Raw genomic sequence first — 12,152 nt, 5'->3', positions numbered from 1 at the left:
ACCTATGAAGATGCGTTGATTGCCATGATCGACGCCAAGCGCAAGGGCAAAAAACCGCCGAAACCAGCGCCAAAGCCTCAGGAGAACGTGGTCGACCTGGCCTCGGTTTTGCGAAAGAGCCTCGCCAAGGAAGGCATCGGCCAAGACCGGCCAAAGGCCAAGAGCCGCAAATCGGCATAGTTAAAGATAGCAATCCCACCATCACCGCGCATCATCCAGTAGTTTTGGCGCGCTCGCGCGTTTCCGGCGTCAGGCCTTCGGCCAATCTCACCGGCTCGTCGCACTGCGACGCTGCGGCAATCGGGAGGAAAGAACACCCGACGCGACAAATCGCGGAGGGCCGAATTGCCGTTGTGCCCGTAGCTATAGGTCTCGTCGTTTGGTTCTCCTTGTGACCAACTGGTCGGCGTGGTCACCGTCACCCAAAAAATGATCGTGCCGACCTGGCCATGGATCGATGCATGTGAGATTGCGTTCATTGGATGTTCGTTGCTTTAGTCAATCGCAATGTAGCGTTGAGCGGAAACGAAGTGGGCCCGCCACTGAGGACACAAACAGCGGCGGGCCCTGCTTTGAGACCTGGCCCGGGAGCCAAGCTGCAGACCTAATTTCGATTTCAGAAAGAGGTTCCAGGCCTGCAGAAAAACTTAACGCTTGCTTGCATTGCATACGCCCGCAACCGGGTCTCGGAACCGGAGGCGGGCCTCGCACCAGAGCTTGGTCCTTTCAAGGAGGGAGTCGTCCTCACCAAGCACATCCCGACCTTCGACTGCAGATGCGTGTTCCTCAGGTCAGTGCAAAATTTACGGCCCTGGGGTAAAAATGCTCGTGCGAGCAGCAGGGATCTAGAGCGGCGCTTTCCTCGCGCCCACGACGGTCGGCCACGGCCGGATGCTCGATGGCCTCGGCTATCTCGATCGAAGTCCAACCCGCTGCCATGACTTCCAAACGTCCATTCAGTGACCTGCTGGCTATCCTGTCGCGGTCAGGATATTCGTCCTGTCGCCTGCGGGAATTCTGCTCTGCGTCTCAGTCGGTCGCGCCTTTGGGCTTCGTCGCAGCAGGATCTAGAGCAGCGTTTTCCTCGCGCCCACGACGGTCGGCCACGGCCGGATGCTCGATGGCCTCGGCTATCTCGATCGAAGTCCAACCCGCTGCCATGACTTCCAAAGGTCCATTCGGTGACCTGCTGGCTATCGTGTCGCGGTCAGGATATTCGTCCTGTCGCCTGCGGGAATTCTGCTCTGCGTCTCAGTCGGTCGCGCCTTTGGGCTTCGTCTCGGACGTAGCTCCGTCGAGGAGACAACCCGGTGAGAGGTCACGTCGAGCAGATGCAGGCACTCAGTCAATTCTGGCCGGGCGATTGGCCTTGGATGCTTCCACGTCCAGCTGGGCGCGACTGGCGTGAAGCAAGGCCGCGATCAAATTTTGGTCGGCTGACTTTTTCCCGGTGTATAGGCACACAAGCTCGCGGGCCTGGACCGTCGAATCGGATTCCGGGCTCTCCCTGATGGCTGATGTAAGAGCCCGGGAGAGTATGTCGAAATCCAACAACGAAATAACCGGTCGGCTTCCTTTCATGGCCAAATCCATCCTGTTGGTCTGCAGGCAATACTCGAAAGGTCGACATGACAAGAATCGGCATCACCCGTTCCTTCACGCGGTCAACTTCAGAAGCTCTCGGAACATTTCGCCGAGCCCAGCGGCGGGGCGTGGATAACAGCGGTGCAGCGCCACCGCAATTACAAAGGTTAATTCGGCTACGCATCGAGCATCGGATGGTTTGGGACTGATTGTTCGCAAATCGCAGCTATAAATCAAATCTTCAGGGTAAGTTGACATGCTTGCCCACCGCCGACCGCCTATGGCTTGGATAGATGTTCAGGAGAAAGCAGCGTAGGGCCTATCGACTTGTCAGATCTGATGCCCCCCGATGTGCAGGATGATCCTGCCCTAGCCGCTGAGGTCGACCGGCTTCTGGCGCGCCGTACGCGCGAAATCAGCCTGCGTGGCGAGATCGAACGCCTATTTCGAGCACGTGTCTGGTCGCAAACGGCGAAAATCATCCGCGCGTGGATGATCTGGGTGGCATTTTTGGATGTGCTGACGTTGGCACTGAACGCGGCGTTGCTTCCATGGGGCGTAGCGCAGTCCATGCTCCTGCCCGGCGCCATCATCCCGCCCGTCGCGTTGGCCGTGGTCCTAGCCTGGCGTAAACCGCAGGCGCCTTGGCTCCAAGGAGCTTCGCTGATCGCAGGCATGTTCCTGATCTTGTTGTCAGTCGCATTGGTCGGAGCAAGCGCTGGTGGCGAGTTCTACGAACGGCAATTGAACGTCATGTTGTTCGTGGCCATCACAGCCATCATAATCTTCGGGATCCCCCTGGCGTGGACGATGACGATCGCTGCGCTGGCGCTCGGACTCTATCTCATGCTTCAACTGCAGAACCCGGCCATCGCGCATGGGAGTGCAGTGGCTGGAACGCTGTTCTTCGCCAGCGGTATCTTTGCAACGGTGGCCGCGCGGCGCATCATGACAATTCTTGCTCAAAAGACTTTCCTGTTTGAGCTTCGCGACCGACGCAGGGTCGCCGAACTGGCGAAAGCGAATGATCGACTGGTACTCCTGGCGAGGACCGATCCACTCACCGGCATCTCCAACCGTCGCTGGATGACGGAAACACTCGAGCGCCTATGGGGAAGTGACAAACGTTGCCTTGCCGGTGCCGCGATGCTGATGTGCGACATTGACAACTTCAAGAAGCTAAACGACCACCTCGGCCATGCGGAGGGAGATCGGTGTTTGGTAAAGGTCGCAACTATCTTGAAGGAAAACGTGAGACGTGATCGCGATCACGTTGCCCGTTATGGCGGCGAAGAATTCCTCGTGCTCCTGCCCGGGGTGAACGAGGAAGAGGCCGCCGCTGTGGCTGAACGAATGCGTAAGAGCGTCGAGGCTGCCGCTTTGCCCAACCCTGGATCCCGTGTGTCGCGCTGGGTCACCCTGAGCATTGGAGTTGCCGTTCAGACCTCTGAGGCGATCTCGCCGGAGCAGTTACAGCAGCGAGCGGATGCCGCACTTTACCTTGCCAAGCAGACGGGCCGCAACAGGGTGCTGCTTCACAGACCGGAGTTATCCGCGCGCAAACACATTCGGCCGGGCAGCCTCGGGGCATAGGCCGTGCCGGCCCGAGATCTGCTCTTCTGAATCACGGGGTTTCCCGTGCGTCGACGATAACAGGTTAGTTCAGGGACTTTGGACCACCGAGACGAAGGGTTCCCCTGTAATCTCCACATCGCGCCCGGCAGACTACGATTTCGAGAATAATCCCCTGAAACGAGTTTCCGGGTTGTTCAGAACACCCATGGCCGATTCCGGCTGCGTGGATGGTCCAGGGGGAGTTCCACCAAATGGCCTCAGTGATGGGCGATCATCTGGATGACTTGCCGGGTCTTCGCAAATGCCGAGCGCATGGGCTCCGTCGATTTCTGCGCCCTGCGCCCTATGTGGCGCGCGTTTGGCTAGGTGAATGGCGCCCATTGCGCAGCCCCTGATCTTGCGCAAGGGAATCCTGCGACAGCCCTCATTAGGTCGGTTGCAAGTGCTCCATGAAATCTCCATCTAGTTCAGTTGTAGTCAGAACGCGGTCAAACGATGACACGGCAAGAAGTTCTCTCCGTCATTGGGTCAGCCGACGATATTACGGTTGCGGAGATCATCGCAACGGGTGCGTCGATCGAGGAATTGAGAGAGGCATGGGCATGGGCTTTTGCTGACGAGGCGTTAATGGGACAGGGGCGCCCGCTTCCGGGAACACGAGCGGCCGCGCTTATCGACCTGCTTAAGCCCGACGAAGACGACCCGGCTGAACCGGGCACCCGTCTGGAATAAATCAGCAAACCCATCGAATGTGCAATTTGGCCCTGTCATCCACGGCAGCGTTGCAGACACATCCTTGATGAAACCGACCTTTGTGCCCGTTTCAGTTCAGTCGGTCTTGCGCGTGGGCTCCAGACTCCCGACCATCGTAGCCGAGTAGCAGGCATCACAGGCCTCGTGCGGCTCAGCCGGCCACTGGACAACGCTACAGCATTGATCACTCAACCGATTTCGGAGATCGCCGACTTCTCTTGCGTTCACACGCCAGAGATCGCTAGTCTAAACCTGCGGCGCGAAGTTCCTTACATCGATAAAAGCACACGCGCTCAGAAGCGGATCGCAGGCTTTTGTTGTCCACCTGTGTGGTCGCCGGATGCGCCGAAACGTAAGGACTTTCGCCTCGCCGACCGGAGTCGCCGACCGTGCGCGCAAAGCCGCAGAGCAGTTCCCGCAACCGCATGTTGAGCCGGACCGCCACTTCAAACATACCGCTCATCGGCTTCACAACTCTGGTGCGCTCCGGTAGGGGGCCAGCCCAGCAGCACAGATCGCGACGCCGTCTCTGGCCTGTCAGTCAGGAGTTTGCCACAGCAACGAAAAGCGATTGTCCCTGCCGGTCGATACGGAACAGCACTGGCTTTTTCTGCTGACGGGATTTCGCCCATTCCTCGCGGACGTCAGACGGCTGGGTCATGTTTCGGTTGTTGGCCGACACGATGACGTCGCCGGGCCGGATGCCGCTTTCGGCCGCAAGACTGTTGGGAGCGACATCCTGGACGAACACGCCCGTGGTGTCGGCCTGTAGGCCGAGTTGCTGGCGCGCTTCGTCCGGAATGGCGCTCAGCGACATACCAAGGCGCTGGTCCTCAGTACCCAGGCTTGGAATGGCACCGGTCTGTTCCTCCTGGTCCCTGCGTCGATCGACAGTCAGCGACAATTCCTGGTTTGTGCCGCCCCGGTTCGTTGTTACGGTCACTTTCGATCCCGGCTTCTGGCTTGCTGCCGCCAGCGTCAGGTCATGGACGCCTTGGATGTCCTTGTCGTTGAACCGGGTTATCACGTCGCCGGCCTGGATTCCCGCTTTCTGCGCCGGGCTGCCAGCCTCGACCGAGGCAACCAGCGCGCCCTTGGCGCCCGGCATTCCGAGCGCCTCGGCGATGGAGGGCGTGATCTCCTGAAGACGCACGCCGATGAAGCCGCGCTCGATGCGGCCAGTGCTGATCAGTTGGTCGACGATAGTCCGAGCTGTGCGCGAGGGCACCGCGAACCCAATGCCTATGCTACCGCCTGACGGCGACACGATTGCCGTGTTGACTCCGATGACTTCGCCGCGCGCGTTGAACAAAGGACCTCCCGAGTTACCTCTGTTGATCGAGGCGTCAGTCTGCAGGAAATCGTCGTAAGGACCGGCCTGGATATCGCGAGAGCGGGCAGAAAGGACGCCGACAGTGACCGTGCCCCCGAGGCCGAAGGGACTGCCGATGGCGATGGTCCAGGCCCCTGGTTGCATCGCGTCCGAATCCCCCCAGGCCGTCGCCGTCATGTTGGGCCGAGGATCGACTTTCAATACCGCGATGTCGGTTGCCGGATCGCGGCCCACCACCCGGGCGGGCGCCGTCTCCTTGTCGGAGAACACGACGTGAATCTCAGTTGCGTCGGCGACGACATGGTTATTGGTGACGATGTAGCCTTCGGGACTGATCACAAAGCCGGAGCCGAGTGCTTCCCGCACCTGGGGCTGGATACGCCCTCCTCCGTCGAAGGGATTGAGAAAGTCGTTGAGCGTCGTTTGATCCTGGATGATCTGCCTGGTCGTGATGGCGACAACCGCGGGCAGCTTCTGACGCACGATTGCGCTGAAGTCGTTCGGAATTTCCTGTGCGGTGGCCGGAGCAAGGCCGCCAGTCGAGAGCATCAGGGCTCCTGTGATCAAGCCAATGCACAAGTTCCTAGAGAGGTAAGACATGACTGGTTCTCCTGCCGGATTCGGGTCCTTGATTTTCGCCCGACGTCAGAACTGAGATTCTCGCCGATTGTTTCACGGGCTGGATAAAATGGTTCTAAGGCGTTGACCACGGGAAATGTGACCCGTGCCAAGCCATTGAAACTTGCTTGAGACGTCCCAAAATTTCGTCTGGCGGGAATCGCGAGAGCCGCCAAACTCAAACACGCAGGAGATTGTCTGAAGCGGAGGACCATCAATGGAAGCAGCCATTTCGACCCATTTTGCCTCGATTGAACCCGTGGCCCCCGATGTTTTTCTGGACCGATTGCTGCATCCGGCACGGCATTTCAAACATCCCCACGACGTTTTGGCCGACGTTGCCCTGGACGGTCAGGAGAAGCGCGCCATCCTTTCGTCATGGGCGTCGGATGCCTGCGCGGTAGAATCCGTGCCAGCGCTTCGCATGCTGCCGAGGGCGGGTGAACCAGTCAGCTTCGATGCGATCATGGATGCATTGCAACAATTGGATCAATCGGACGAGCTTGCCGGTCCTGATGGCAGTGACAGCGCGATGGTGGCCGGGTTCGTGCCATTCATCGATCGGATTTAAGCGCGACCTGATTGTTCGTGAACCATTGACCCGTCGGCGAGTGACCCCGCCGGCGGGGGGTGGCATGGGTGCGTTTCGCCCGGATTGCCGCTGAAAATTTTCCTAATACCTCTTGAAGGTGCAAGTCGCGATTCTAAATTGATGGTCGCCGGTCGCCTGATGGGGCCGGCAAGACCAGGAGGCGGCAAGGCTCTTGGCGCCTCCTATGATCCATGTTGCTCAAACGGAGGATGTGGTTATGAACCTCGATTTTACCCCCCTGTACCGGTCCAGCATCGGCTTCGACCGCATGGTCGACATGCTTGAAAATGCGAGCCGTGTGGCCTCGTTCGACAACTGGCCGCCCTACGATATCGCCAAGGTTGATGATGATGACTATCGCATCACGATGGCGGTCGCCGGTTTCTCGCAGGACCAGCTGACCATCACTCACCAGCCCAACATGCTGGTCGTGAGCGGGTCGCAATCCGGCGATGAGAACGGCCAGTATCTCTACCGCGGCATCAACGGGCGCGCTTTCGAGCGTCGGTTCGAACTGGCCGATCATGTCAAAGTTGCTGGCGCCAGCCTTGAGAACGGGCTGCTGAGCATCGATCTCAAGCGCGAGGTTCCCGAGGAGATGAAACCGCGCAAGGTCGAGATCTCCAGCGGGGCTCCCATGCCGAAGATCGAAGCCCCCAAGGTCGAGACCGAGAAGCTGGCGGCCTGAGCAATCCACGATGAAGGCATCGCTTGAGCCGGGCGTCCGGCCCGGCTCACAGACCTACGAAAGGAGAAAGACAATGAGCGTACGTGACTTGATCCCATGGGGCCGGGGCAACGGAAACTCGGCGCCCAGTCTCTTCCCTGATGGAGATCGAGACCCCTTCGTCTCCCTCCACCGGGAGGTAAACCGGCTGTTCGATGACGCCTTCCGCAGCTTCGGCGCCAGACTGCCGGCCTTCAGTCCCTCTTTTGCCGCCACTTGGCCCAGCGTCGAAATTTCCGACACGGACAAGGAAGTCCGCGTCACGGCGGAAATACCCGGCCTGGACGAGAGCGACATAGAAGTCCTGCTGGACAACGGGGCGCTCAAGCTTAAAGGCGAGAAGCGTTCCGAGACCGAGGACAAAGACCGGCAGTTCTCCGAGCGCTTCTACGGTCGCTTCGAGCGCCTCATTCCGCTCGGCTACGAGGTCGAGGAAGACAAGGTCAACGCCGCCTTCAAGAACGGGGTGCTGACCGTGACCTTGCCCAAGACCGAGCGGGCGCAGGCGAAGGCCAAGCGGATCGCAATCAACGGCAAGAACTGACGCACGGCAGTATGAGCAGCGGCCGTCACGGCCGCTGCTCGTACCACCCTTCATGATGGGAGGGACAGACAATGGAGACAGCTCAAAGCAGCGACATCAGAAGCCCAACCACGACCTCCGGCCGGCCGGACAATGACAATCGGCCTCGTGTCGACGAGCCGGCTTTGTCAATGGGGCGGTCAGTGTTTCCGGACGGCGTGACGGCACGGATCTACCAGCCATGCCGCTCGGCCATGACCTCGGCAAAGCCCCGCAAGGACTGGCGATTGATCTTCGAACCTCGCACAGCCCCGTTCATCGAGCCGCTGATGGGCTATACGGGCGGCCGGGACACCCTGACCCAGGTTCAACTGGATTTTCCGACGCTGGAGGCGGCGATCCGTTATGCGGAGCGCCAAGGCCTCAGCTACGTGGTGCAGGCTCCATCTTCTGGCTCTCAGGCCAAGGTCAGCAACAGGCAAGCATCGGAGGAGAGGCACGCCTTTTCCGACGTGGTTTGGCAACGGCTACAATTGGCATGGCTCCAGGCAAGCCACAACTATGGCGCTGGTGCACAGGCAGCGCACATACAGACGGCGCTTTCCGAGCCCGAGACATTCTATGCCTCTCCGATGGAGGTGGTGGATGACCCGGTACTCGCACCCGACGAGAAACGTGCCGTGCTCAAGAACTGGGCCTGGAACGAGTACCTGATCGACCTGGCCACCGCTGAAGGCATGCCGGAAAATGCACGTCCCACGCGATTGGACGAGGTTGAGCTCGCTCTGCTGGCCTTGGAAGGCAGTACCCAGAGATTCCAGACTCGGCTCAGCCCGGTACGATCCCGGATAGCCGCATGATGGAGGCAAGAATGGACCCACTGATCGTCTTCGACGCCCAACGGACCATCCCGAACCCCTTCGCGCTTGCGGTCGCGGCAGCAGGGCGGGCGCGCGCACTGGCGCGCGGCGCAGCGCCCCGGCTGGCGGCCAGGCCGAAGAGCCGGCCGCATCTCGCATTGAGTGAGATCGCCGGCAATGCGTTCGAACCTCGGGAGATCGAACCCTTCCTCCTGACTGAGCCGATCTCGCCGAAGGACTGCGTCCGTTTCAAATCCGGACCCAAGAAGCTTTGCGGCATCGGGCCGAACAGGCCCGCTGCCGCACCCGCCCTCGACTCAAGGGCGGTACATTGACGTACTGAAACGCAGGAAAGGAGAATGACGATGTTGAAGACCGACAGCAGCAGGCCGGCGCTCGATGTCGTAAACATCCTTGCCGGCATCGCGCTGGCGCTCTCGCCTTGGCTCCTTGGCTATGCTGCCGATGCTGTTGCCGTCTGGCACGCCTTCATCGCGGGCGTAATCACCGTTCTGATCGCAGCGCGCGCGTTGGTGGCTTCCACAAATATGAGGAATGGGCGAACCTTGTCGTCGGCCTGTGGATTGTGGCCGCACCTTGGGTGCTTGGCTTTGCCGGCCTGGCGGCAGCAATGTGGTCGCACGCCATCGCTGGCGCTGTGGTTGCTGCCCTGGCAGCAGCCAGCCTTTGGCTCGCGAATGACCGACCGCTCTCTGCAGCCTGATCATAGCCGCTGGCGGGTCCGACTCTTCCGGGCCCGCTCTTTTTTTCGCGAGACGATGCCGGCGGCGATGAAAGGCGTTGACGTGCCAGAATTGATGCGCTCCGTTTGACGACCTATATCGCGCGCTGTGTGGAGTGGCCGCAATGGACATGAGTAAAGGAAAACACAACGCCGCCTTCGCTGCGCTGATGCTCTTCCAGCTACGCAGCTCGTGACGCAAATCCAAATAGCCGGTTAGAGGCCTTGCTACGCGACGGCAAGATCGCCGACGTGCAGGTTGGGGGGCCGAGGGCCTCGCGGACAGACGCGCTGGCAGCGGGATGAGGTGCCAATTGCCAAGAGGCTGCTGGGCTCGGCCGGCCAATTCTCTCTTGAACTGAAAAGAGGCATTTCCAATATCCTCTCTGTGCCGAAGGCGTCACGCAGACCGGCATGTTTGCCGAGGAATCATCCTGCGTCACCCGAAGAGACACAAGCGCCGCTTTAGGGCTTGAAGGGAGGTCAAGATGGAGAGCGCTACGTTCAAACAGCCGATTTTCGTGCGAGATGACAGTTTCGTTCTCAAAAAGATCGGTTGCGTCATGGATGCCATAGAATTTCTGGAAGAATGGCCGGTCGAAAGGCGCGGCCTTCTCCACGGAGCGGCCTGTGATACATGCTACTCGGCGTATGATGGTCGCAAGTCGGTCGAGGCCGCGCACAAGGCGTTTGCGACCTGGGCACGCAGGGTGGGTGTGATCGAAGACGTTCCCTTGGCGCCGTCTTGGATGACAGGGCCGAAGATTGGCAGTGCACACGAACTAACCGTTAAAACTCTCTGCGGCGGCAATCACGCCGCCGCAGCAAACAATCTGCCACGCGCTCACGAGGAGGAGAGGCTCGGTTGACCAGATGACGGACGGGCTGCGCCGGCAACTCGCGCTATCGTATTCGGGGGGTCCGGACGATCGCCCTCCCGCTGCCAACCCCGATGAGCAAAGAGCCTTTCACATTTGCAAGCCGCAGCCGCCGATTGCAGCCCAAGCCGAACACAGGCCTTCACTGCACCAAAAAGTCCGCTACACATAAGGCATGGTGCATTCATGGCCTTGCGGACGGGCGAAGCCGTGAGGCGATACTCGCCCACGCCTCGACCAGTCACGGCACAGCGGATTGAGCGAGTACTCGACCGCGTCGCCGAAATCATTGTGGCACGAGGTGAGCATGGTGAGGCATGGCTCCCGTTATACGACCACTTGGAACGCGCCTTGCAGGACAACCGGGCGAAGGAAGAACGTCTTGCCGCAGTGCGTCAGCGGGTCATACGATCCCAGGATCGAGCGGCCACACGATCTTCATAGTTCCTGTTGCCACATCTTCATGTCGCCGTCCTCGCCATATTTCGGCCGGTAGATCGGGTAGCCCATCAACATGCGCCGAAGCTCCTCGCCGAGCCTACCGTTCTTCATGCGGTCTTCGAACGAGCGGCGCAGTGAATAGACAGTGTGTATTGTTCTCGGCGGCCGCCGACCGCGTCAACAGATGATGATTTGGCAGGCTCGCCTATCGTGCTCTCGGCTAGTCCGCAGGATCGTGCCGAGGAGCTCGGCGACCAATATCTCTGCGAGAGGTCGATAGACGAATCCCAGGGACTCGACGCGCTTGATGTGGATTTTCACCAGCATCAACGAAGCCCACAAAGCATTGTCAGCAGCCTCATGGAGATCTCGGGCGGTGCGCGCCTTTATCCGGTCTGTGTTGTCGAGGGCGCGGCGCACGAGCACGCAGCGCTCGTCGAGGTCCCTGACCTCTCTGGGCACACGGCGATAGTAATGGAAATGATCGCCCCTCCGTTGCAGGAAGCGGTCGGGATGATGCTGTCCGCGTCGTCTTCCCGGGCAGCAATTCAGGGCGCAGCAATCTGCGTTGCCCACCCACCCCCAGTTTAGCAGCCCTGTGCCTTCAGGGACCGGACCATGCGCACGACAACAGGCTCATATGGCTTCTTTTCCGATTTCCTGTAATCAATTGTGAAAAGCGCGGCGCGGTCGCCGCAGACCGTGATTGCGCGGACATAGCGGATCTCGCCATTCTTGACACCCGAGTAGCTTGCCCATCTGGATGTTATGCGCCGATAGGTCAGTCGCCAACCGGACTTTTTGTCCTCTATCATGCGGTGCTCGATCTCGGCGCGAAAACTGGCTTTGCCCAATCGTGCGCCCCAAATGACTAGGGACGCTTCTCTCGGCCCCTGAAAAGCCGCGCCTTGATCCGAGTGCTGGGTGAGGACGAAACCTGGAGGAATATCGAATGTAAAGCCAAGCTGCCGGACGCCAAAGGGCTGCCATGCTTCGGCCCGAAGCAATGTGGTGCAATAGAGACAGACTGTAAGGCCCAGCAAGAAGTGTCGCATCGCTCTGATTTAGCGTCGGCTAACATGGCGACCAGACCGACATGGGGTCCGCGACGTAAAATGTGCAGTTCAAAGCGGGCTTCCCTTGGCGTCAGGGATGATCACTGAGGTGGAGCCGGAACTTACCTGATCCTTGAGCCGGCGAACCGATGATGCTGGAGGGGCTTTGAGCCATAGTGGTTCTAACTGTAGCCGAGCAAATGGCGAAGCCCAACTATCGGAGCTAGACGGTCCATATCATGCAAGGGCCGCCGCGACCCAGGCGATCGCGGGAGAGCCGCGCCGCTATTTCAGCCAAACTGTGTTCCATGGTCGAATTCTCCCCAGGTTGACTCCAGAGGACGGCGGGCGCAGACGTTCACGCGGACGGGCATCGACTGGTCATCGCTCGACACATGGTGCGCATCCCCCACAATCCACATCTCGGTAAGCGATTGCAGGGGTGGCCGGCGCCTGTGGCGGGGTTTTTTG

The 12,152-nt window shown here is 59.9% G+C and carries 12 protein-coding genes and 2 pseudogenes; 10 read left to right on the top strand and 4 right to left on the bottom strand.

What is annotated here, in order from left to right; translation table 11 throughout:
* The 3 genes and pseudogenes from EN955_RS35165 to EN955_RS30455 all read left to right on the top strand — a co-directional run.
* Positions 1 to 180, top strand: a pseudogene (locus tag EN955_RS35165) (Ku protein); the annotation flags it as partial.
* Between the two features lie 1,743 nt (positions 181 to 1,923).
* Positions 1,924 to 3,177, top strand: coding sequence for a diguanylate cyclase (locus EN955_RS30460; RefSeq protein ID WP_032899766.1), 1,254 nt, complete (start codon positions 1,924 to 1,926; stop codon positions 3,175 to 3,177).
* Between the two features lie 477 nt (positions 3,178 to 3,654).
* A complete protein-coding gene (locus tag EN955_RS30455; RefSeq protein ID WP_013525027.1) occupies positions 3,655 to 3,891 on the top strand; it encodes a hypothetical protein in 237 nt (78 codons plus the stop codon).
* Between the two features lie 562 nt (positions 3,892 to 4,453).
* On the opposite strand, the gene EN955_RS30450 is transcribed toward EN955_RS30455, so the two are convergent.
* A complete protein-coding gene (locus EN955_RS30450) occupies positions 4,454 to 5,794 on the bottom strand; it encodes a Do family serine endopeptidase (RefSeq protein WP_245265418.1) in 1,341 nt (446 codons plus the stop codon).
* Positions 5,795 to 6,080: 286 nt separating this feature from the next.
* Here EN955_RS30450 and EN955_RS30445 point away from each other — a divergent pair, with 286 nt between their 5' ends.
* The 7 genes and pseudogenes from EN955_RS30445 to EN955_RS30415 all read left to right on the top strand — a co-directional run bounded on the left by EN955_RS30445 (position 6,081) and on the right by EN955_RS30415 (position 10,176).
* Entirely contained in the window at positions 6,081 to 6,434 is a 354-nt protein-coding gene (locus EN955_RS30445; RefSeq protein WP_024505617.1) for a hypothetical protein, read from the top strand.
* Positions 6,435 to 6,666: 232 nt separating this feature from the next.
* Entirely contained in the window at positions 6,667 to 7,143 is a 477-nt protein-coding gene (locus EN955_RS30440) for an Hsp20 family protein (RefSeq protein ID WP_164752017.1), read from the top strand.
* A gap of 73 nt (positions 7,144 to 7,216) precedes the next feature.
* A complete protein-coding gene (locus EN955_RS30435) occupies positions 7,217 to 7,726 on the top strand; it encodes an Hsp20/alpha crystallin family protein (protein ID WP_013525023.1) in 510 nt (169 codons plus the stop codon).
* Between the two features lie 71 nt (positions 7,727 to 7,797).
* Positions 7,798 to 8,565 carry an NADH dehydrogenase ubiquinone Fe-S protein 4 gene (locus EN955_RS30430; RefSeq protein ID WP_024505616.1) on the top strand — a complete coding sequence of 256 codons (768 nt, stop codon included), beginning with the start codon at positions 7,798 to 7,800 and terminating at the stop codon, positions 8,563 to 8,565.
* An 11-nt stretch (positions 8,566 to 8,576) separates the two neighbouring features.
* On the top strand, positions 8,577 to 8,900 hold the full coding sequence (locus EN955_RS30425; protein WP_024505615.1) for a hypothetical protein: 324 nt from the start codon (positions 8,577 to 8,579) through the stop codon (positions 8,898 to 8,900).
* A gap of 30 nt (positions 8,901 to 8,930) precedes the next feature.
* Positions 8,931 to 9,289: pseudogene (locus tag EN955_RS30420) on the top strand (SPW repeat protein).
* 506 nt (positions 9,290 to 9,795) lie between these two features.
* Positions 9,796 to 10,176, top strand: a complete 381-nt coding sequence (locus EN955_RS30415) for a DUF982 domain-containing protein (protein WP_024505614.1) — start codon at positions 9,796 to 9,798, stop codon at positions 10,174 to 10,176.
* A gap of 627 nt (positions 10,177 to 10,803) precedes the next feature.
* Here the strand turns inward: EN955_RS30415 and EN955_RS30410 are convergent.
* The 3 genes from EN955_RS30410 to EN955_RS35160 all read right to left on the bottom strand — a co-directional run.
* Positions 10,804 to 11,052 (bottom strand): hypothetical protein, encoded by a 249-nt coding sequence (locus tag EN955_RS30410; RefSeq protein WP_127223509.1) that lies wholly within the window; start codon positions 11,050 to 11,052, stop codon positions 10,804 to 10,806.
* Positions 11,053 to 11,213: 161 nt separating this feature from the next.
* Positions 11,214 to 11,669 carry a hypothetical protein gene (locus tag EN955_RS30405; protein ID WP_244507003.1) on the bottom strand — a complete coding sequence of 152 codons (456 nt, stop codon included), beginning with the start codon at positions 11,667 to 11,669 and terminating at the stop codon, positions 11,214 to 11,216.
* Positions 11,670 to 11,971: 302 nt separating this feature from the next.
* On the bottom strand, positions 11,972 to 12,152 hold a 181-nt coding region (locus EN955_RS35160), incomplete at its 5' end, for a hypothetical protein (protein WP_206523767.1).

The sequence above is a fragment of the Mesorhizobium sp. M7A.F.Ca.CA.001.04.2.1 genome (assembly GCF_003998485.1).
GTDB lineage: Bacteria > Pseudomonadota > Alphaproteobacteria > Rhizobiales > Rhizobiaceae > Mesorhizobium > Mesorhizobium ciceri.
The sequence above is the reverse complement of the archived record's forward strand: the minus strand, read 5'-3'. Positions and strand labels throughout refer to the sequence as shown.